The organism is Mycobacterium sp. SM3041 (assembly GCF_039668335.1).
Lineage (GTDB): Bacteria > Actinomycetota > Actinomycetes > Mycobacteriales > Mycobacteriaceae > Mycobacterium.
Genome location: NZ_JAYXBQ010000076.1, coordinates 52,869 through 74,326, shown reverse-complemented (window position 1 = coordinate 74,326; position 21,458 = coordinate 52,869). Strand labels below are relative to the sequence as shown.

Genomic DNA, 21,458 nt, shown 5'->3' with positions numbered 1-21,458 from the left:
CAATCGAATCAGTGGGGGTAATACCGCGGGGTGAACACCCGGTCGCCCTCGGGGGTGCTGTGCCACACCGTCTGCGACGAGCCGACGATCAGCAGGCAGCGCATGTCGATCTCGGCCGGCTTGAGGTCGGCCAGGCGCACCACGCGCACGGTTTCGTTCGGCCCGGCCACGTCGCGACCGATGATCACCGGCGTGTTCGGGTCGCGGTACTCCAGCAGCAGATCCTGCATCGCGGCCACCTGCCAGGTGCGGGTCTTCGAGGCCGGGTTGTAGATCGCGAGCACGAAGTCGGCGCGGGCGGCCGCGGTGACGCGCTGGGCGATGATGTCCCAGGGCTTGAGCCGGTCGGACAGCGAGATCACCACGTAGTCATGGCCGAGCGGAGCACCGACGCGGCTGGCCACGGCCTGCGCGGCGGTCATCGCCGGGACCACCCGGACCTGGACGCCCGGCCACTGCTGGGCCTCCTCGAGCACCGCGGTCGCCATCGCGAACACGCCGGGGTCACCGGAGGACACCACGGCGACGGTCCGGCCCTGCTGGGCCAGCCTGCAGGCCAGTTCGGCGCGGGCACGTTCGTCGGTGTTGTCGCTCGGGTGCCGCTGCTGGCCGGGACGATCCGGGACGCGGTCCAGGTACGGTCCGTAGCCGATCAGGTCGGTGGCGGCCGCCAGCTCGCGGCGGGTCTGCGTCGTCGTCCACTCCGGATCGCCCGGGCCCAGGCCGACCACGACAACACTGCCGCCGGTGCGGGCCGCACGTTGTCCGCCCGGAAGGATCGCGATGGAGAAGTACGGCACCGTCGTCTCGTCGACGTCGGCGGCCGGCAGCACCCGCTGCGCCTCGGTGCTCGCGCGCTCGACGTAGAACGCCTCATCCAGCCGTCCGGCCGACGAGAGTGCCTGCCGCACAGCCGGGTACGAGCGGCCCAACTTCATCACGACGGCGGCGTCGGTGTCCGCGAGGCGGCGTTGCAGCTCGCCGGCCGGCAGCGTGCCGGGCAGGATGGTGAGCACCTGCTCGCCCTGCACCAGCGGCGTCGAGATGGCCGCCGACGCGGCACTGACGGACGTGACGCCCGGCACGATGACGGCGTGGAACCGCTCGGTGAGCCGCGTGTGCATGTGCATGTAAGAGCTGTAGAACAGCGGGTCGCCCTCGGCCAGCAGCGCCACGTTGCGGCCCGCGGCCAGGTGGGTGGCGATCCGCTCGGCGGCCTCGGCGTAGAAGTCCTCGATGGCGCCGTCGTACCCGCCCGGATGCGACGTGGTCTCGGTCGTCACGGGGTAGACGAGGTGCTCCTCGATCTGGCCGGGGCGCAGATACGGCTCGGCGATGCGGCGCGCGATGCTGTGGCCGTGGCGCGCACTGTGGTACGCCACCACGTCGGCCTCGCCGATCACGCGCGCGGCCTTGACCGTCACAAATTCCGGGTCGCCCGGACCGAGGCCGACGCCGAAGAGAGTTCCCGTTGTCATCGTCCACCTTCTGCTCGTTCGGCGAGCCTCACTCGCGTTCACTCGCAATCGCGTTCACCGCGGCGGCAGCCATGGCACTACCGCCACGTCGCCCCGTCACCACCAGATAGTCCATGCCGCGCGGTCGCGCGATCAGTTCGTCCTTCGACTGTGCCGAGCCGACGAAGCCCACGGGGCCGCCAAGCACCGCGGCGGGCACCGGCGCGCCCTCGTCCAGCAGCTCGAGCAACCGGAACAAGGCCGTCGGCGCGTTGCCGATGGCCAGCACGGCGCCCCCGAGCCGGTCGGCCCACAGATCGACGGCCGCCGCGGACCGGGTGCTGCCGAGTTTCGCGGCCATCGCGGGTGCGCCCGGGTCGGCGACCAGCGATACCACCTCGTTGTTCGCGGGCAGGCGTGAGCGCGTGATGCCCGCAGCCACCATCGACGAGTCGCACAGGATCGGCGCCCCGGCGGCCAGCGCGGCATGCGTGCGGGTCACCACGTCGTCGGTGTAGGCGACGTGCTCGGTGACGTCGACCTGGCCGCAGGTGTGGATCAGACGGACGACGACGCGCGAGACGTCGTCGGGAAATCGCGCCAGATCCGCCTCGGCGCGGATGGTCGCGAACGACTGTCGGTAGATCTCCGCAGCGTCGCGGACGTAGTCGAGCACGCGATAACCCTACGGGTGGCGCGGTTCGTACCCCGAGTTGGTCGCCACCAGGACCTCGCCGACGGACGGGCTGCCGCACGCGCGCTCGCAGCCGACGAAATGCCGGCGGCCGCCGGGCTCGCCCGACTCCGCCGCGGCGGCCGCGTCACTGCGCACGTCGGTCAGTGACTTGGCGCACCCCGGGCTGCCGGTGCAGGAGCTGATCGACAGCCAGGGCGAGTGCTCGTCGAAGATCAGCCCCATGGGGGCCAGCACCCGCAGGGAGGTGTCGGCGATGCCCTCTTCGAGGTCACAAATGAGTAACGAGCGCCATGGTGTGACCACCACGGGAGCGGTGATGGCTGCCACAAACTCGGCGGTGCGGGCCCGCAGCACACCCAACGGGACGGCGGCACCCAACGTGATCCGGCCGTCGTCCTGGGTGATCCAGCCGACCGGCGGAACGTCGACGGGCGCCCAGGTCGCGCCCGCCGGCTCGGTCGGGTTCAGCCCGGCCGCGTCCAGGAGTACGTCGGCGTGCTCCAATTCGCTTGTTCGCCAACGATTCCCGCGAATGTTCTGGAAGCTGTGGGCCAGGTTCAGCAGGGTCTCCGAGGCCTGCGTGGCGGCGATCCGCACCCCGGTGTCGCGGCCCGCCACCAGCACGGCGGCCGTCTCGGCAGAGACCAGATGGGTGCTCACGTCGGGCGCCAGGCCCGAGATGTCACCGCGGCCGTCGTCGACGCCGAACCAGAACCTGCCGGGCAGTTCGGCCAGGTCAGGGCGGTTTTGCAGGCCGGAATCCAGGTCGCGCACGACGGCGCGGACGTCGCCCAGCCCGCCGCTGCGGCCCGACAGCGGAGACGCCACGATATTGCGGACGCGCTCGTGGGTTGCCGAGGGCAGCAGGCCCGCCGCCTCGACCGCCGCGGCCAGCCCCGCGGCATCGTGGATTCCACGTACCTGGATGTTGCCGCGCGAGGTCAGTTCCATTGCCGGCGAACCGAATTCGGGCGCCGCAAGGGCCAGTGCCTCCAGCTGTGCAGCAGTGATCATGCCGCCGGCCAGGCGGATGCGGGCCAGGTCACCGTCGGCCGCCTGGTGCACCTGCAGGGCGCCCGGGCAGGCGTCGTCGTCACGGCTGCGAATCACCTTGTCCACGTTACGTTGTGCCGCAAATTGTGAAGTGGGCCACTGCCGTTTCCGGGCTGTTCCGTGCCTTACAAGTCCCTTGTAATCAAGGCATCGGCCCGTACCGTTGAACACGAACTTCCGCTTGCTACATCGCATCCGGATGACCTAAGGAGGGACGCAATGTCCGATTTCGCTCTGTACGTTGGTGGCGTCTTCGCTCTCATCGTGGCCGCGGGCCTGCCCTACCAGGGTAAGACGTGGTACCAGCGGTGGGAGACCAACCAGCGCTGACCACAGCGAGGTAGATGAGACCGCCGGCGGGCGGGTTGCACAGCAACCCGCCCGCCGTTGCTTTTTCCGCACCCCGGTTCGGTCTGATCAGCGCAGGCCGCGACGTTAGGCTGCTGGCCAAGTGGCCCGTCGCGACAGGGGAGGCGCAGTCCATGTGGTCGGCGATGGTCAACGGGGTTCGATTCAGCGAACCCCTTGAGTCCGAGTTCCAACTGACCTTCGGTCAATCGGGTCGCAAGGCCCGCCACGAGATGTGGGCCGTCCTGCTGATCGTCATCACCGCGGGTATCGCTTTTCACCACACCCTGCTGCGGGTGCCGCCCGAAGTGATGCCACTGGGCCGTTCCCTGTTGGTGGCCGTCGTCGTGCCCATGGTGTTGCGCTGGCTCAGCGGAGACCACAGCCCACTGCAGCGGTGGTCCTCGTTGCTCTACATCGCATCGGTGTACATCGACGTCGCCTGCTTCATGGTGCTGCGCATCGCGTGCATCCGGCACGGGCTGGACGTCGTACCGCTGGCCATGCCCGTGGCGATCCTGATGAGCCTCATCGTCGTGCAGATCCGCTTCGTGCTGCTGGCCCCGGCGATTCTCGCCGGGCTCGCCGGCATCGTCGCGACCGAGCTCTCGGCGTTCGAGCCCACGAGCAACGAACTCTTCGACATCGTCGCCTTGATCGGGATGGTGACCGTGGCGCTCAGCGCTGCCTACGAACTCGAACGGTCGACCCGAACCGGCTGGCTGCGGGCCCGCACGCTGGCCCGCCTCACCCGCACCGACGCGCTGACCGGAGTGCCGAACCGGCGCTACTTCGACGAACAGCTCACGGAGGTGGCGCGGGCCGCACGGCGCACCGGCCAGGGCCTGGCCGTGCTGGTGCTCGACGTCGACGACTTCAAGGGCTTCAACGACCGCAACGGTCACCTGGCCGGCGATGACTGCCTGCGCCGCGTCGGCGCCTATCTGGGCGACTCCTTGACCGGTGTGGACGAGTTCTGCGCCCGCCTCGGTGGTGAGGAGTTCGTCGCGGTGTGGTGTGCGGCCGACCCGGCCACGACGGCCACCCGCGCCGAGGAGATCCGGTCCGGAATCGCCGCACTCGCGATCGCTCACGACGCCGACGGGCGCGTCGTCACCGCGTCGGCCGGCCTGGCGCACGACCCGGAACCCGGCGCGGCCACCATCAACGCCGTCGAACTGCTCCGCCGCGCGGACTCCGCCCTGTACCGGGCCAAGCGTGAGGGCCGGGACCGGCTCGCCGTCGCGGACCCGCAGCTGCCCGTCATGCCGAGCCGCGACAGGCACCGCGGCCCCCGTCGCTCGACGGCCCCGGCCCCGGCTGTAGCCGAACTGCAGCCCGCGCCCACGCACGAGCAGGAAGCAGAGTTCCGGAAGGTGTACGACCGGCAGGGGCGCATCTCGCGGGCCGCGATCATGCTGGGCTTGGACGCGGTGTGCCTCGCGATGCTGTCGTCGTACAAGACCGTGCTCAAGATGCCGCCCGAATCGCAGGCACTCGGTGTGTACACGCTGGTCTACGGGATCATGCCGATGGCGACGCTGGCTGCCCTGACCGCGTTGGCGCCGCGGCTCTACCGGTTCTCCGCTCCCACGTACATCGCGGCCGTCGGCGTCATCACCAGTGCCCAGATGTACGAGCGGGTGGTCCAGCTGCCGCAGGGCTACGACGTCGTCCCGTACCTGATGCCCACGGCGGTGCTGCTGAGCCTGTGCGTGGTGAAGATCCGGTTCCGGCTGCTGGCCCCTTCGGTGCTGGCGATCCTGCTGTTCGTGTCGGCGCTGGAGCTGTGGGTGTTCCCGTGGACCAGCAACAGGTTGCTCACCGTGGGCACGTCGATCTTCATGGTCGCCGTGACCATGCGGTTCTCCTACAAGCTCGAGCGATCGGTGCGGCTGGCGTGGCTCGATGAGCGCAAGCTCGACGAACTCACCAGAACCGACCCGCTGACCGGATTGGCGAACCGGCGGTCCTTCGACGAGGCGCTTGACGGACTCGACGCGGCCGTGGAGACCCGGTACGCGGCGGTGATGGTGCTCGACGTCGACGACTTCAAGGGCTTCAACGACCGGTACGGCCACCCGGCGGGCGACGATGCGTTGCGGGCAATCGGCACGTACCTGCGGCTCGCGACCGCAGGTGAGGACGTCGTCGTGGCTCGCGTCGGCGGCGAGGAGTTCGCGGCGCTGTGGCGCGGTCCCGACAACAGCGACGGCGCCGGCAGGCGGCGCGCCGAAGAACTGCGCAGCGGCATCGCCGGGCTGGGCCCGGTAGCGGGTACGCCCACGACGCTGACCGCCTCGGCCGGATTCGCCGGGATGTCCCGGTCGGATTGGGCCGCGGCGGGCAGTTTCGCCCGCGAACTGCTGGCCCGCGCGGACCGGGCCGTCTACGACGCCAAAGCCGGGGGCCGAAACCAGCTGGTCGAGGCGCCGTCCGACACCGCGGAGCAGCCGGCATCGCCGGTGGGGTACGAATAGTCGGTGCCGACCGTACTGCTGCTCTCGACGTCCGACACCGATCTGATCACCGCTCGCGCCAGCGGCGCCGAGTACCGGTGGGCCAACCCGTCCCGGTTGATCGACGGGGAACTGGCGGACCTCCTCGCGGGTTCGGATCTGGCGATCGTCCGGGTGCTGGGCGGCTATCGAACCTGGCAGGACGACATCGATGCCGTCGTCGCCACCGGTATCCCCACCGTGGTGCTGTCGGGGGAGCAGACGCCCGACGCCGATCTGATGAGCCACTCGACCGTCCCGGCCGGTGTCGCGCTGCAAGCGCACATCTACCTGGCGCACGGCGGCGTCAGCAACCTGGTGAATCTGCATTCGTTCCTGTCGGACACGGTGCTGATGACCGGATTCGGCTTCGGTGAGCCCGAATCCACACCGAGCTGGGGGCTGCTGGACCGCCAGACGGAGGCGACGGGACCGACCGTCGCGGTGCTGTACTACCGCGCCCAGCAGCTGGCCGGCAACACCGCTTACATCGACGCGCTGTGCGGCGCCATCGAGCAGGCCGGCGGCCGGCCGCTGCCGATCTTCTGCGCCTCGCTGCGCACCGCCGAGCCCGAGCTCATCGAGCTGCTGGGGACGGCCGACGCCCTGATCACGACAGTGCTGGCGGCCGGCGGCGCGACGCCCGCCCTCGCGAGCGCCGGCGGCGACGACGACAACTGGAACGTCGCGCATCTGGCGGCCCTCGACATCCCGATCCTGCAGGGCCTGTGCCTGACCAGCTCGCGTGCACAATGGGACGAGAACGACGACGGCCTGACGCCGCTGGACGTCGCGTCGCAGGTCGCGGTGCCGGAGTTCGACGGCCGCATCATCACCGTGCCGTTCTCGTTCAAGGAGATCGACAGCGAAGGCCTGATCTCGTACGTCGCCGACCCTGAGCGCTGCGAGCGCGTCGCGCGGCTGGCCGTCCGGCATGCCCGGCTGAAGCACATCGCCCCGGCCGACAAGCGCGTCGCGCTGGTGTTCTCGGCGTACCCGACCAAGCACGCCCGCATCGGCAACGCCGTCGGCCTCGACACCCCGGCCAGCGCCGTCGCGCTGCTGCGCGCCATGCGCGACGCCGGCTACCGCATCGGCGACATCCCCGGCGTCGACGCCGGCGACGGTGACGCCCTGATCCACGCCATGATCGAAAAGGGCGGCCAGGACCCCGACTGGCTCAGCACCGAAGCGCTCGAAGCCAACCCGGTGCGCGTCTCCGCCAAGGACTACCGGGCCTGGTTCGCCACGCTGCCCGCCGAACTCACCGATGCCGTCACCGAACACTGGGGCGAGGCGCCGGGCGACCTGTTCGTCGACCGCTCACAGGACCCCGACGGTGAGATCGTCATCGCCGCAATGGTTTCCGACAACATCGTGCTCATCGTCCAGCCGCCCCGCGGCTTCGGGGAGAACCCCGTCGCGATCTACCACGACCCCGACCTGCCGCCGAGTCACCACTACCTGGCCGCCTACCACTGGATCAACAAGCACTTCGGTGCCGACGTGATGATCCACCTGGGCAAGCACGGCAACCTGGAATGGCTGCCCGGCAAGACCCTCGGCATGTCCGCCGCATGTGGCACCGACGCCGCGCTCGGCGACCTGCCGCTGGTCTATCCCTTCCTGGTCAACGATCCGGGTGAGGGCACGCAGGCCAAGCGCCGGGCGCATGCCGTCCTGGTCGACCACCTGATCCCGCCGATGGCCCGCGCCGAGACGTACGGCGACATCGCCCGCCTGGAACAACTGCTCGACGAGCACTCGACCATCTCGGCGCTCGATCCCGGCAAGCTGCCGGCCATCCGTCAGCAGATCTGGACGTTGATGCGTGCCGCCAAGATGGACCACGACCTGGGACTCGAGGACCGGCCGGACGAGGACGTGTTCGACGACATGCTGCTGCACGTCGACGGCTGGCTGTGCGAGATCAAGGACGTCCAGATCCGCGACGGTCTGCACATCCTGGGCCAGGCGCCCGACGGTGAGGCCGAACTGGACCTGGTGCTGGCCATCCTGCGGGCCCGCCAGTTGTTCGGTGGCGAGCAGTCCGTGCCGGGTCTGCGTGAAGCCCTGGGGCTCGCTGAAGACGGATCTGCCGAGCGCGAGGCCGTCGACGCGGCCGAAGGCCAGGCCCGCGATCTGGTTGCGGCTCTGCAGAAGTCGGGCTGGGACGCTGCCACCGTCGACGGCATCACCGACAACGCCGAGGTCGCCAAGGTGCTGCGGTTCGCCGCCACCGAGGTGGTGCCGCGGCTGCGCGCGACCAGCCGCGAGATCGATCATATCCTGCACGCCCTCGGCGGCGGCTTCATCGCGGCCGGGCCGTCGGGATCGCCGCTGCGCGGCCTGGTCAACGTGCTGCCCACGGGACGCAACTTCTACTCCGTCGACCCCAAGGCCGTCCCGTCGAAGCTGGCGTGGGAAACCGGTGTGGCGATGGCGGATTCGCTGCTGGAGCGCTACCGCACCGACTACGGCCGCTGGCCCGAGTCCGTCGGCCTCTCGGTCTGGGGTACCTCGGCCATGCGCACCGCGGGTGACGACATCGCCGAAGTGCTTGCGCTGCTGGGTGTTCGGCCCATCTGGGACGACGCGTCACGGCGCGTGGTCGGACTGGAGCCGATCGCGTTGGCCGAACTGGGCCGCCCGCGCATCGACGTCACGGTCCGCATCTCCGGCTTCTTCCGGGATGCCTTCCCGCACGTGGTGACCATGCTCGACGACGCCGTCCAGCTGGTCGCCTGGCTCGACGAGCCGGCCGAGGACAACTACATCCGCGCCCACTCGCAGGTCGACATCGCCGACCACGGTGACCAGAGACGCGCCACCACAAGGATTTTCGGTTCGAAGCCGGGTACCTACGGCGCCGGCCTGCTGCAGCTCATCGACAGCCGCAACTGGCGCGACGACGCCGATCTGGCCCAGGTGTACACCGCCTGGGGTGGCTTCGCGTACGGCCGCGGTCTCGACGGCGCCCCGGCGACCGACGACATGAACCGCGCCTATCGGCGAATCTCGGTGGCGGCCAAGAACACCGACACCCGCGAGCACGACATCGCCGACTCCGACGACTACTTCCAGTACCACGGCGGCATGGTCGCGACGGTCCGGGCGCTGACCGGCAAGGACCCCGCCGCGTACATCGGCGACAACACCCGGCCCGACGCCGTCCGCACCCGCACGCTGTCCGAGGAGACCACGCGCGTATTCCGGGCGCGCGTCGTCAACCCGCGCTGGATGACCGCCATGCGGCGACACGGCTACAAGGGCGCGTTCGAGATGGCGGCCACCGTCGACTACCTGTTCGGGTACGACGCCACCGCGGGCGTGATGGCCGACTGGATGTACGAGCAGCTGACGCAGAGCTACGTGCTCGACCCGGAGAACCGCAAGTTCATGAGCGAGTCCAACCCGTGGGCGCTGCACGGCATGGCCGAGCGGCTGCTGGAGGCGGCGGGCCGCGGCATGTGGGCCGAGCCAGAGTCGGCGACGCTCGACGGACTCAAGCAGGTGCTGCTGGAGACCGAAGGGGAGTTGGAGGGCTAGGTTCACGCGGTCCGCGGCCAGAACTCCTCGAGTCGACGTTCGATCACTGTCCCAGTGTCGAATGCCGCGGCCATGGCGAGATTCTCATCCGCGATCTCTTCAGCCCACTCGGGCGGCCAGCCGCCGTCGGTGAGGCTGGTCCGCATTGCGAGGACCAGATCTTCTCGTGTCATCTCCGCATCAACGACCCGGGCAGTGGTCGTCGCGCGATGTGAGGCGAGACCGGCAAAACCCCGGCCGCATCCGCATCCGCCGTCAGGGTCGCGGCGGTCACGATCACAGGGAACCTGAACCCACACGAGTTCCCCTGGGACGCAGTAGTTGTAGTCGTTTCCGCGAACCCCTTGAGTAAGCGCTGTGGCTACAAGGATCTTCATGTCGGCGGCCTCCTGATCGGTTGGTACAGGACGCTACGACTGGCCACCGACACGAGCGGCGATCGGCATTGAAGCAGTGACCGAACGCAACTGGGTGGCGGTAGAACTGCCGATCTACCGCCGCCCAGTTGCGTTCGGCGACCGTCTGCCACGGGCGACGGTTGTGGCCAACCGCGCGTTTCGCGGTCGGCGAACCAGTTCGGAGCGCTGGCCTCACAGCTGCCGACTAACCTCATCGCCATGGCTCTCACCTTCGCCGACGTCGCCACCGCGAACTACATCCTGCTGACCACCTTCACCAAGGACGGCCGGCCCAAGCCGACTGCGGTCTGGGCAGTCCCCGACGGTGACCGGCTGCTGGTCATCTCCGAGGCCAAGGCCTGGAAGGTCAAGCGGATCCGGAACACCCCGCGCGTGACGGTCGCCAAGTGCGACATGCGCGGCAACCCGAAGAGCGAGGCCGTCGAGGCCACGGCGGCCATCCTGGACAAGTCGCAGCTGGGCAACGTCTACGACGGCATCGGCACGCGCTACGGGTTGCTCGGCAAGGCCTTCAACTTCTTCTCCAAGCTGCGCGGGGGCATGGAGAACAACGTCGCGCTGGAGCTGCGGGCGGCGTGAGTCAATTCCCTGCCGGCGCGCCAAAGCTGCCGCGCCACAAGGACATCGGGCGGCTACTGCTGAACTGTCCGGATCGTCGTGGTGTCATCGCCGCGGTGTCGACGTTCCTGACCCGCTCGGGCGCCAACATCATCTCGCTGGACCAGCACTCGACGGCTCCGGAAGACGGCGTCTTCCTGCAGCGCACCGTCTTCCACCTGCCGGGGCTGGCCGCGGCCCAGCCCGAACTGGAGCGCGAATTCCAGGCCGTGGCAGACGAATTCGACATGGACTACCGGTTCACCGACGCGTCCAGGCCCAAGCGCGTGGCGATCATGGCGTCGACCGCCGACCACTGCCTGCTCGACCTGCTGTGGCGCAACCGCCGCGGCGAACTCGACATGACGGTGGTGATGGTGATCTCCAACCACGCCGACCTCGCCGAGCAGGTCCGGGCGTTCGGCGTGCCGTTCGTGCACATCCCGGCCAGCCGCGACATCCGGGAGCAGGCCGAACAGCGCCAGCTGGAGCTGCTCAAGGGCAACGTCGACCTGGTGGTGCTGGCCCGGTACATGCAGATCATCACGCCCGAGTTCCTCGAGGCCATCGGGTGTCCGCTGATCAACATCCACCATTCGTTCCTGCCGGCCTTCGTCGGCGCCACGCCGTACCGGCGGGCCAAGGAGCGGGGCGTGAAGCTCGTCGGCGCCACCGCGCACTACGTGACCGAAGACCTGGACGAGGGCCCGATCATCGAACAGGACGTGGTGCGGGTCGACCACACGCACAGCGTCGAAGAGCTGGTGCGCCTCGGCGCCGATGTGGAACGCGCGGTGCTGTCCCGGGCCGTCCTGTGGCACTGTCAGGACCGCATTCTGCGCCACGGCAACGAAACCGTGGTCTTCTAGTAGCCATGGCTCCGACATTCGAAGACGTGTACCGCGAGAAGTACCTGTTGCTGACCACCTTCACGAAGGACGGCCGGCCCAAGCCCACGCCGGTCTGGGGCGTGCCGCACGAGGGCAAGCTGCTGATCAGCACCGACGATGGCTCGTGGAAGACCAAGCGGATCAAGAACACGCCGCGGGTCACCATCCAGAAATGCGGTGCGCTCGGAAAGGTCAAGGGTGAACCGGTCGAGGCCATCGCCCGCAACCTGCCGAAGTCCGAGACCAAGCGTGTTTTCGACATGGTGACCAGGCGCTACTGGTGGCACGCCTGGTGGTGGATTCCGCAGGCCATCATCCGTGGCGGTGTCGAGAAGGTGCACGCCGCCATCGAGGTTGAGCCGCTTCCCGGCGGCTAGGAACCAATTCCGGCGTTTCCGCGTTGTCCAGTGCATGGCGATGCGACTATTTCTGGTTTATGCCCTGGTCGAGGTCGCGGTGCTGGCAGCCCTGGCCTCGACCATCGGTGTGGCTTGGACGTTGCTGGCGCTGCTGGCCACCTTTGCCGCCGGCCTGGCCATCGCGGGCACGCAGATCACCCGGCACTTCAGCAGGTTGTCCGACGCGCTGAGCGCGCGATCCGCCGACCCGACGCTGGCCACCGACAGCCTGTTGGTGGCCCTCGGCACCGTCCTGGTCGTCGTTCCCGGGCTGGCCAGCTCGGTACTCGGCGCGCTCATGCTGGTGCCGTTCACCCGCCGCGCGGTGCGCCCGGCGGCCAACGCGCTGTTCGGCCGTCGGCTCACCCCGATGGATTTCCCGACCCAGGTGATCTACATCAATCACGACGAGCGCTACCGCGGTCGCGGCGAGTACATCGACGGCGAAGTGATCGAGGTCATCGACAGCTCACCGGTCGTCGCGCAGCCGCACGCCAGCTGAACGGACTAACCTGTCACCTTCGTGACCACCTTTGCGACGACGCTGCTGCTGGGCGGTCGTATCCACAGCCCTGCGGCGCCCGACGCCACCGCGATCGCGATCCGCGACGGCGTGGTGGCCTGGCTCGGTTCCGATGACGTCGGCCGGGCGCTGCACCCCGACGCCACCGTCGTCGACCTCGAGGGCGCTTTCGTGGCGCCGGCGTTCGTCGACAGCCACGTGCACCTGACCGCCACCGGGCTCACCGTGGTCGGGCTCGACCTGCGTACCGCGACGTCGTTGCCACACCTGTTGACCTTGCTGGCCGAGCACGCCGCGCAGCACCCGGACGGCGTCATCTGGGGCCACGGCTGGGACGAATCCGGCTGGCCCGAGCGCGTCATCCCGACCACCGCGGACCTCGACGGCGTCCTCGGCGGCCGACCCGCCTACCTGGCCAGGGTCGACGTGCACTCGGCCGTCGCGACGACGGGCCTGCGGCAGCTGGTGCCCGGGCTCGCCGACGCCGCGGGCTTCTCCGCACAGGGACCGCTGACCGCCGACGCCCACCACCGCGCACGGGCCGCGGCCCGCAATCTGCTGAGTGCGACGCAACGCCGCGACGCCCAGCGCGCCGCGCTCGATCTGGCCGCCCGCAACGGCATCGTCGCGGTGCACGAGTGCGCCGGCCCCGAGATCGGCGGCCTCGACGACTGGGCCGACCTGCGCGCCACCGAACACGGCGTCGACATCGTCGGCTACTGGGGCGAGGCCGTCGACGACGCGGCCGCGGCCCGCGACCTGATGGCCCGGACCGGCGCCCAGGGCCTGGCCGGCGACCTCTTCATCGACGGTGCGCTGGGCTCCCGCACCGCCTGGCTGCAGCAGCCCTACACCGATGCATCCGACTGCTGTGGCAACACCTACCTGGACACCGACGCCGTCACCGCACACCTGCTGGCCTGTACCGAGGCCGGCATCACCGCGGGCTTCCACGTCATCGGCGACGCCGCCGTCGCGACCGTCGTCGAAGCCCTGGACCGGACCGTGGCCGCGTTCGGTGCACCCGCGGTGGCGCGCTGTGGGCACCGGCTGGAGCACCTCGAGATGGTGGACGCGGAGCAGGCGCGCAAGCTCGGCGCGTGGGGCGTGGTCGCCAGCATGCAGCCGAATTTCGACGCGCTGTGGGGCGGCGCCGACGGCATGTACGCGCAGCGTCTCGGTGTCGATCGAGCGCGGGGTTTGAACCCGTTTGCGCTGTTAGCATCGCAAGGCGTGCCCCTCGCCTTCGGTTCGGACAGTCCTGTCACCAGCATCAATCCGTGGGAATCGGTGCGCGCGGCCATCAGTCACCGGACGGCCGGCAGTGCCATCTCGGCACGATCGGCATTCCTGGCGGCCAGCCGAGGCGCGTGGCGGGCCGGCGGTGTGCGTGACGGCATGACCGGGACGCTGGTGCCCGGTGCCGTCGCGTCGTACGCCGTGTGGCAGGTTCCCGGCGGTGCCGAGGCCTTGGATGTCACCGCACCGGCCGACGCCGTGCAGCGCTGGTCGACCGATCCGCGGTCGCGGGTACCGGCGCTGCCGCCGCTTGGACCCGATGACGAGCTGCCGACCTGCCTGCAGACCGTGCACCGCGGTGAGCTGATCCATGGCTGAGGGCACCGAAGAGGTACAGGACGAAGTACCGGAAGCGGCCCCGGCCGAGCCGCAGCCGGAAACACCCGACGCGCCCGAAGAGGCACAGGGGCCCGGCCGCGGTGCGCGCATCGTCGCCGGCCTGCGCCGGTTCTTCGAGCCCCGGTTGATTCGGCTGGCCGCCGCCGTCGTCGCCGGTCTGCTGCTGTGCGCGAGCTTCCCGCCGTTCGACCTCTGGTACCTGTCGTTCGTCGCGCTGGCGCTGCTGGCTTGGGTACTGATCGACGAACGCACCACGCCCGCAGGCGGTTTCGGCTACAGCATGCTGGCCGGGATGGTGTTCTACGCGTTGCTGCTGCCGTGGATCAGCAACTTCGTCGGCCCCGTGCCATGGCTGATGCTGGCGGCGTTGGAGGCGTTCTTCACCGGGGTGTTCGGCGTGACCGCGGTGCTGGTGCGGCGCCTGCCGGCCTGGCCGCTGTGGTTCGCCGCGCTGTGGGTATCCGCCGAATGGCTCAAGTCGACGGTGCCGTTCGGCGGCTTCCCGTGGGGCGTCGTCGCCTTCGGCCAGACCGACAGCCCACTGCTGCCGCTCGCGCAGCTCGGCGGTGCGCCGCTGGTGTCGTTCGCGGTGGCGCTCATCGGTTTCTGCGCAACGGCCATCGTGCTCGAGGCAGTCAGGCACTGGCGGCACGATCACCGCACGGGTGCCGCGGCCCCGCCGGAGGTGTTCATCCCGGGCATCTGCATCGCCGTGGTGCTGCTGCTCACCGTGCTGGCCTGGCCGCACGTCCGCAAGGCCGGTGCCGGTGCGGGTGACGACCCCGCGATCAACGTCGCCGCGGTCCAGGGCAACGTGCCGCGTCTCGGCCTGGACTTCAACGCCCAGCGGCGCGCAGTGCTCGACAACCACGTCCACGAAACCAAGCTGCTCGCCGAGGACGTCCGCGCCGGGCGCGCACCGCAACCGACGGTGGTGATCTGGCCGGAGAACTCGTCGGACATCGACCCGCTGGTCAATGCCGACGCCGCGGAACTGATCTCGGCCGCATCCTCCGCGATCCACGCGCCGATCCTGGTGGGCACCGTGCTGGCCGCACCGGAGTACACGCCGGAGCATCCGGTGACCACCAACTCGGTGATCGTCTGGAACGGGACGGACGGGCCGGGGGAGCGCCACGACAAGGCCATCGTCCAGCCGTTCGGCGAGTACCTGCCCTGGCGCAGCTTCTTCCGGATGTTGTCGCCGTACGCCGATCGGGCCGGCTACTTCGTACCGGGCAACGGCACCGGCGTCGTCACCGCCGCTGGGGTGCCGATCGGGGTGACGACCTGCTGGGAGGTCATCTTCGACCGCGCCGCCCGGCAGTCGGTACTCAATGGCGCGCAGCTGCTGGCGGTGCCCGCGAACAACGCGACGTTCGACGAGCCGATGAGCGTGCAGCAGCTGGCGTTCGCCCGGTTGCGTGCCGTCGAACACGACCGGTACGTCGTCGTCGCGGGTACCACCGGCATCAGCGCCGTGGTCGCGCCGAACGGCCAGGTTCTCGAGCGCACCGAGTTCTTCCAGCCCGGTTATCTGGATCGCCAGGTGCGGTTGAAGACCGATCTGACCTTCGCCACGCGGTGGGGACCGGTCATCAACAGTGTGCTCATCGGGGTCGGCGTTTCGGCTCTTCTGGCAGCCATGTTGCACAATAGGAAGCTCGTGCGCCGCCGCCAGGCGGCTGCGGAGCGTCAGGACGGCAGTGCAGCCGGGCCTGACACCGACACCGACACCGAGAACGAACAGGGGTAATGACCATGGGCGAGGACCGTCCGAGTCAGCGCACGCTGGTCATCATTCCGACCTACAACGAGCGCGAGAACCTGCCGTTGATCGTCGGCCGGGTGCACGCCGCCCGTCCGGACGTCCACGTGCTCGTCGTCGACGACGACAGCCCCGACGGCACCGGCCAGCTGGCCGACGAGCTGGCGCTGGCCGATCCCGACCGCGTGCACGTCATGCACCGCGCGGGCAAGGGCGGTCTGGGCGCCGCGTACCTCGCCGGATTCGCCTGGGGCCTGGGCCGCGGCTACAGCGTGCTGGTCGAGATGGACGCCGACGGCAGCCACGCGCCCGAGGAGCTGTACCGCCTGCTGGACGCCGTCGACAACGGCGCCGATCTGTCGATCGGTTCGCGGTACGTGCCGGGCGGCGCCATCCGCAACTGGCCGCGCCGCCGGCTCGTCCTGTCGCGCACCGCGAACACCTACGCCCGCGTGCTGCTGGGCGTCAAGATTCACGACATCACGGCCGGCTACCGCGCCTACCGGCACGACGTGCTGGAGAAGATCGGCCTCGATGACGTCGATTCGAAGGGCTACTGCTTCCAGATCGACCTGACGTGGCGCGCCATCAACGCGGGCTTCACCGTCGTCGAGGTGCCCATCACGTTCACCGAGCGCGAACTGGGCGTCTCGAAGATGAGCGGGTCCAACATCCGTGAGGCCATGTCGCAGGTGGCGAAGTGGGGCATCCGCGGCCGGCTGGACCGGGCCCGCGGCGTCGTCCGCTAGCCGCCCACCGAACACGAAAAAGCCCCGCCTCGCGGCGGGGCTTTTTCGTAGGCGCAATCAGCCGCGGCGGCGGGTCTTGATCAGCTCCAGGCGCTCCTTGAGCAGCTCTTCGAGCTCTTCGACGGAACGACGCTCGAGCAGCATGTCCCAGTGGGTACGCGGCGGCTTGACCTTCTTGGGCTCGGGCACGTCACCCTCGAGCAGGGTGCCTTCCATGCCGTTCTTGCACGCCCAGGTGCCGGGGATTTCCGCGTCGTCGGCGAAGGGAACTTCGAATTCCTCGCCGTTGTCGGTGCGGTAGCGGGCCACCTGCCGCGGTGCCAGGTCATGGTTGCGGTCGGTCTCGTAGCTCACAGCTCCGAGGCGACTACCTCGCAGAACACGATCAGCCATCGTCAATCACTCCCTTGGTATAGCGACAGGGAATCAACGCAGTCCAGCGCCGTGAAGTTCCCGACTCGATTGTCCATGATACCGGCGTTCGGCCGCCCGGCGGATACAGTCACGACCGTGAGGCGGACATGAAGCGCTCGAAGGCCCAGCCATGCCGGTGGTGTGGCCGGGAGGTGGCCGACGCGGGCATGGGCCGTCGGCGCCAGTACTGCCGCCAGTCGTGCCGCCAGCGGGCCTATGAACAGCGGGCCATGGTCAAGGGGACCAACCTGGCCGAGGATTCGGTGGTACTCAGCGCCGAGGAAGCGGCGGCGCTCTCGGACCGCGTTTATCAGGTACGGTGTGCGGCCGAGGACGTCGCGACGGCTGTTGCCGAAGGCGCCGGACCCACCGAATTGAAAGAACTGTGTGAGGTGCTGCTGCAGGCCGCCAAAGACGCCGACGGTTGGCGTTAGGGGCGAGCGCGGCGGCGGGAAAGAACTGGTGCATGACTGACGACCGTCGGCGGATACACAAGCCGACCAAGTTCCTGGGCCGCGGCTTCGAGGCGTTCCACGATGTCGAGGATCCCGTGCAGGACAGTCGCGTTGCCCACGAGACCGCGGCGGCGCTGCTGGAACGTGTGCGCAGCTATCCGGACCCCGACGTGGTCTCCCGGCTGGTGGCGTACACCGACGAGCACGGCATCGAGACCATCGCCGAGTTGTGGGCCGGGGCCGGGCCGCGCAGTCTGCCCGGTGCGCTGTGGCGCGTCTATCTGCTGCGGCTGTCGATCCGCACCGACCCCTATGCGGCGAGTCTGATGTTCGGCCGCGGCACGGAGGTGCTGCATTCGATCTACCCGGTGGTCGCCGGTGCGGAGACGCCCGTCGGGCCGACGGAGATCCGTGAGCTCGCCGACCGGATTCTGCGCGGCGTCTTCGAGGGCGATTTCGCCGTGGCGCTGGAACGCGCGGCGGCGTACTGCCGCGTGAGTGCGGCCGGCTGCACCAGCCTGGCCGAGGATGCGACGAACACGGCGCCCGAGCGCGCCGCGGAACTCACCGACCGTGCCGTGACGTTCACCCGCATCGCCAACGAACTGCACGCCGCGGCCGGGTTGTGGCGCAGCGATTCGCTGGATTGACGCTGTCACCGCCGATGTCGGCGGGAAACAGCTGAGAAGTTAAAGCCAGACCGCAGAACGCCTCTCGGCGGTAGGCCGCTCGTGGCGGCGAAATTTGGGGCCCGGGGTTACTGCGGCCTGGCGGTCTTCACTCTAGCCGAAGTTCCGGTGAGGTGAGCAATTCAGTGACGGGTGGCACTGGGCGTCGAGGCCGTCTGCGGGGCGCGCGCGACGACAGATCTTCGCGAGCATGAAGCAGGGTGCGCGATTCGGGCCCGGCGGGGCTTAGTGTGTCGACGTGGGAGACGTCAGTGGTGACCTGCAGCAGTGCCTACCAGAGGAACTGAAGGCACTGTTCCTGTTCGAGTCGCTGACGCCCGAGCAGCTGGCGCAGCTGTGTCACGCCGGTCACATCGAGGTCTTCGGCCCGGGTCCGGTCATCACCGAGGGTGATCCCGTGACGCCGCTCCGGGTTCTCATCGATGGCGAGTTGGTGCTCTCGAAGCGTGCCGGTGGCCGGGAACTCGAGATCGATCGAACGTCGCAGCCCGGTGTCTACTTCGGTGCCCGGTCGGCGTTCAGTCCCGTCGGGCATGACCGGAACCGGTTCTCGGTGCGGGCCACCCGGCCGAGCCGGTTTTTCGTCATGCCTGCCGACGAATTCGGTGCCTTCGTCAAGACCCAGTTCCCGATGGCGGTCCATCTCATCGACGGGCTGGCGGAGACCGCGGAGAAGCAGCACCGCGTCGCCGACGAACGGGACCGGATGCTGGCACTCGGACAGCTCTCGGCCGGATTGACACACGAACTCAACAACCCGGTGGCAGCCGTCGCCCGCGCCGCGACCGACCTGCGCGGCCGCTTGGATGCTCTGACGGTGCCGCTCATGGACGGCGAATTCGACAGCGCGGCGCTGACTTTCCTCGCCGCGGCGCAGGCCGACGTGGTCGCGAAGGTGGCCGCGACGTCCGGACGGCGACTGTCGGCGATGCGGGCGAGCGACCTCGAGGACGAGGTCTGTGAATGGTTGTCGAGCCAAGGTGTAGCCGACGCCTGGGACATGGCGCCGACGTTCGTCGAGGTCGGACTGGATTGTGACTGGCGCGAGCAGTTGCTGCCGGGTGACGACCGGCCGGACTGGCTGCCCCGCGCCATGACGTGGTTGCGGCACCGGGCCGAGGCCGAACTGCTGACGCATCAGCTCAATGATGCGGCGCACCGGATTTCGGGCCTGGTCGCCGACGTCAAGCAGTACACCCAGCTGAACAGCGCGCCGTTCCAGTTCGCGGAGGTCGGCGCCCTGCTGACCAGTACCCTGCGGATGTTCGCCGGACGGATCGGCGCGGGTACGCCCGTGGAAGTGATCACGGACTTCGATCCGTCGGTACCCGAATTACTCTGTTACCCAGCCGAACTCAATCAGGTGTGGACGCGCATCATCGAGAACGCGATCGCCGCGATGCGACCGTTCGGCTCGGGGACGCTCACGGTGCGGAGCCGATTCGAGGACGATGCGGTCCGGATCGAGATCAGTGACACCGGCAGCGGGATTCCCGCCGATGTCCGCGGGCGCATCTTCGACCCGTTCTTCACCACCAGACCGCTCGGCGAAGGTACCGGCCTGGGCCTGCATCTGGCCAGGCAGATCGTCGTCAACCGGCACGGCGGCGAGCTGTTCGCGGCCTCACAACCGCGGCACACCACCTTCGTCGTGCGGCTTCCGTTACGACCCGCGCCGGAGGGCGAAGGATCGTGACGACGGCGTTCGTGCTGTCCGGCGGCGGCAGCCTGGGGTCTGTCCAGGTGGGCATGCTGCTGGGGCTGGCCGAGGCGGGAATCAAGCCGGACCTGATCGTCGGCACCTCTGTCGGGGCCCTCAACGGCGCGTGGATCGCCGGACGGTCCGACCACGACGGAGCCCTGGCGCTCGCGGACCTGTGGCGGACCCTGTCGCGCCGGAAAGTGTTCCCGACCAGCCCGAGCATGGGGTTGCTCGGCGTTCTCGGGCGCCGGCCGCACCTGGTGTCCGACATCGGGATCCGCACGATCCTGAAGCAGCACCTGAGGTTCGGGCGGTTGCAGGACGCACCCACGCCGCTGCACGTGGTGGCCACCGACGTGCTGTCCGGACAGGATGTCCTGCTGTCGTCGGGTGACGCCGTCGACGCCATAGTCGCCAGTGCGGCCATTCCCGCGGTCCTGCCGCCGGTCCGGATCGGCGGACGCGATCTGGTCGTCGGCGGCGTGGTGAACAACACACCGCTGTCCTATGCGGTGGAACTGGGCGCGACCGAGGTGTGGGTGCTGCCGACGGGCTACTCGTGCGCCATGCCACAACCGCCCCGGGCCGCGCTGGCGATGGCGATGCACGCGTTCACGCTGGCGATCAACCGGCGGCTGGCGACGGACGTCGAGCGGTTCGAGGCATTGGTCGAACTGCATGTGGTGCCGCCGTTGTGTCCGGTGCGGGTGTCGCCGATCGACTTCTCCCGCTCGGGTGAACTCATCGAACGGTCGCTCGAGTCGACGCGACGCTGGTTGCCGACCACCCGCCCCGAGGTGGGGCAGGCCGAGCTGCTGGAACCGCACCGCGACTGCGGCTGAATCCGCCGCGCCGGGTCCCTACTTGAGCACGTTGACCGCACGCGCGATGACGAGCGCGGTCGTCGAGATCGACACCAGCGACTGCAGCGTCATCATCATCTTGGCCCACCGGGACAGCGGCATGGTGTCGGTGGGGGAGAACGCCACGACGTTGGTGTAGCTGACGTACAGGTAGTCGACAAATGTTGGGCGCCAACCAGGTTCGGCGTTCTGCGGATCGCTCATCTTGGGGAACTGGAAGTCCGGGTACGGGTCGTCGCCGGACCGCCGGGCGAACGGCCCACCGCGGTCCAGCTCCCAGAACCAGATGCCGAACACGATGACGTTGGTGATGAAGATCGCCGCGCCGCTGCCCAACAACAGCCCGGCGTTGTTGGAGACCTGACCGGACAGGATGTGGACGTCGAGGACGATCGCCGACGTCGTGTTGTCGGCGGTGATGGCCGCCGTCAGCAGCCACATCGCCCACTTGCCGACGGTGGTCTCCCGGGACATCCGCACCGGGTTGATGATCAGCAGCACGACCACGAGCAGGAGTTCCAGGCCGATCAGCGGCCAGCGGGGCACCACGGTGTACTGCTCGGGGACGGACCATTGCAGCAGCACCGCGCCGAGGATGGCGGCGATCACCGGTAGCCGGTTCTCGGGCGCGCCGGGCCGCAGCCAGGACGGCACGTGGTGTTCAGCGCTGCTCGTCAGGCGGTGGGTGCGCTCGACGAATGTCCTGACCGCCGGCGGCAGGGGTTCTGGAGTGGGGTCCATGCGCTCAGTT

At 69.1% G+C, this 21,458-nt stretch carries 18 protein-coding genes and 1 pseudogene; 13 read left to right on the top strand and 6 right to left on the bottom strand.

The genetic code is table 11. The features are described from left to right. Positions 1 to 8 precede the first annotated feature (8 nt). From VXD91_RS25895 to cobG, 3 genes are read right to left on the bottom strand one after another with little or no spacing between them, the layout of a single operon-like run. Complete coding sequence (locus VXD91_RS25895) at positions 9 to 1,478, bottom strand: precorrin-2 C(20)-methyltransferase (protein WP_346416740.1); 1,470 nt, start codon at positions 1,476 to 1,478, stop codon at positions 9 to 11. Positions 1,479 to 1,506: 28 nt separating this feature from the next. After that, positions 1,507 to 2,133, bottom strand: coding sequence for a precorrin-8X methylmutase (locus VXD91_RS25890; RefSeq protein WP_346416739.1), 627 nt, complete (start codon positions 2,131 to 2,133; stop codon positions 1,507 to 1,509). A 9-nt stretch (positions 2,134 to 2,142) separates the two neighbouring features. Then, positions 2,143 to 3,264, bottom strand: a complete 1,122-nt coding sequence (gene cobG, locus VXD91_RS25885) for a precorrin-3B synthase (RefSeq protein ID WP_346416738.1) — start codon at positions 3,262 to 3,264, stop codon at positions 2,143 to 2,145. 287 nt (positions 3,265 to 3,551) lie between these two features. Here cobG and VXD91_RS25880 point away from each other — a divergent pair, with 287 nt between their 5' ends. Together VXD91_RS25880 and cobN are read left to right on the top strand one after the other, a co-directional pair. Beyond that, a complete protein-coding gene (locus VXD91_RS25880; protein ID WP_346416737.1) occupies positions 3,552 to 6,035 on the top strand; it encodes a GGDEF domain-containing protein in 2,484 nt (827 codons plus the stop codon). A gap of 3 nt (positions 6,036 to 6,038) precedes the next feature. Further along, complete coding sequence (cobN, locus tag VXD91_RS25875; RefSeq protein ID WP_346416736.1) at positions 6,039 to 9,602, top strand: cobaltochelatase subunit CobN; 3,564 nt, start codon at positions 6,039 to 6,041, stop codon at positions 9,600 to 9,602. A gap of 2 nt (positions 9,603 to 9,604) precedes the next feature. On the opposite strand, the gene VXD91_RS25870 is transcribed toward cobN, so the two are convergent. Continuing rightward, the gene (locus VXD91_RS25870) at positions 9,605 to 9,775 is read right to left on the bottom strand and encodes a hypothetical protein (RefSeq protein ID WP_346416735.1); all 171 of its coding nucleotides are present in this window, start codon (positions 9,773 to 9,775) and stop codon (positions 9,605 to 9,607) included. 444 nt (positions 9,776 to 10,219) lie between these two features. Here VXD91_RS25870 and VXD91_RS25865 point away from each other — a divergent pair, with 444 nt between their 5' ends. From VXD91_RS25865 to VXD91_RS25835, 7 genes and pseudogenes are all read left to right on the top strand, one after another. Further along, positions 10,220 to 10,600, top strand: a complete 381-nt coding sequence (locus tag VXD91_RS25865; protein WP_346416734.1) for a PPOX class F420-dependent oxidoreductase — start codon at positions 10,220 to 10,222, stop codon at positions 10,598 to 10,600. After that, positions 10,597 to 11,487 carry a formyltetrahydrofolate deformylase gene (purU, locus tag VXD91_RS25860; protein ID WP_346416733.1) on the top strand — a complete coding sequence of 297 codons (891 nt, stop codon included), beginning with the start codon at positions 10,597 to 10,599 and terminating at the stop codon, positions 11,485 to 11,487. Before VXD91_RS25865 ends, purU begins: the two co-directional genes overlap by 4 nt. Positions 11,488 to 11,492: 5 nt before the next feature. After that, positions 11,493 to 11,885, top strand: a complete 393-nt coding sequence (locus VXD91_RS25855; RefSeq protein WP_064859104.1) for a PPOX class F420-dependent oxidoreductase — start codon at positions 11,493 to 11,495, stop codon at positions 11,883 to 11,885. Positions 11,886 to 11,919: 34 nt separating this feature from the next. Continuing rightward, on the top strand, positions 11,920 to 12,408 hold the full coding sequence (locus VXD91_RS25850) for an FxsA family protein (protein ID WP_064859105.1): 489 nt from the start codon (positions 11,920 to 11,922) through the stop codon (positions 12,406 to 12,408). A 21-nt stretch (positions 12,409 to 12,429) separates the two neighbouring features. Further along, positions 12,430 to 14,046: an amidohydrolase gene (locus VXD91_RS25845; protein WP_346416732.1), complete on the top strand. Its 1,617-nt coding sequence runs from the start codon at positions 12,430 to 12,432 to the stop codon at positions 14,044 to 14,046. Continuing rightward, the gene (gene lnt, locus VXD91_RS25840) at positions 14,039 to 15,823 is read left to right on the top strand and encodes an apolipoprotein N-acyltransferase (protein WP_346416731.1); all 1,785 of its coding nucleotides are present in this window, start codon (positions 14,039 to 14,041) and stop codon (positions 15,821 to 15,823) included. The genes VXD91_RS25845 and lnt overlap by 8 nt, the downstream gene beginning before the upstream one ends. After that, positions 15,793 to 16,563 (top strand): annotated as a pseudogene (locus tag VXD91_RS25835) (polyprenol monophosphomannose synthase); the annotation flags it as partial. The gene lnt and the pseudogene VXD91_RS25835, both read left to right, overlap by 31 nt. Before the next feature lie 78 nt (positions 16,564 to 16,641). Here VXD91_RS25835 and VXD91_RS25830 read toward each other — a convergent pair. Further along, positions 16,642 to 16,977, bottom strand: a complete 336-nt coding sequence (locus VXD91_RS25830; RefSeq protein ID WP_043400890.1) for an RNA polymerase-binding protein RbpA — start codon at positions 16,975 to 16,977, stop codon at positions 16,642 to 16,644. Positions 16,978 to 17,105: 128 nt separating this feature from the next. Between VXD91_RS25830 and VXD91_RS25825 the strand changes: the two genes are divergently transcribed. From VXD91_RS25825 to VXD91_RS25810, 4 genes are all read left to right on the top strand, one after another. Then, on the top strand, positions 17,106 to 17,432 hold the full coding sequence (locus VXD91_RS25825; RefSeq protein ID WP_029119937.1) for a hypothetical protein: 327 nt from the start codon (positions 17,106 to 17,108) through the stop codon (positions 17,430 to 17,432). A gap of 32 nt (positions 17,433 to 17,464) precedes the next feature. Next, entirely contained in the window at positions 17,465 to 18,103 is a 639-nt protein-coding gene (locus tag VXD91_RS25820) for a hypothetical protein (protein ID WP_061002361.1), read from the top strand. Between the two features lie 277 nt (positions 18,104 to 18,380). Continuing rightward, positions 18,381 to 19,838, top strand: a complete 1,458-nt coding sequence (locus tag VXD91_RS25815) for an ATP-binding protein (RefSeq protein ID WP_346416729.1) — start codon at positions 18,381 to 18,383, stop codon at positions 19,836 to 19,838. Then, positions 19,835 to 20,686 (top strand): patatin-like phospholipase family protein, encoded by an 852-nt coding sequence (locus VXD91_RS25810; protein ID WP_346416728.1) that lies wholly within the window; start codon positions 19,835 to 19,837, stop codon positions 20,684 to 20,686. Before VXD91_RS25815 ends, VXD91_RS25810 begins: the two co-directional genes overlap by 4 nt. An 18-nt stretch (positions 20,687 to 20,704) precedes the next feature. Here VXD91_RS25810 and VXD91_RS25805 read toward each other — a convergent pair whose 3' ends face one another. After that, on the bottom strand, positions 20,705 to 21,448 hold the full coding sequence (locus VXD91_RS25805; protein ID WP_346416726.1) for a hypothetical protein: 744 nt from the start codon (positions 21,446 to 21,448) through the stop codon (positions 20,705 to 20,707). Between the last annotated feature and the right edge of the window lie 10 nt (positions 21,449 to 21,458).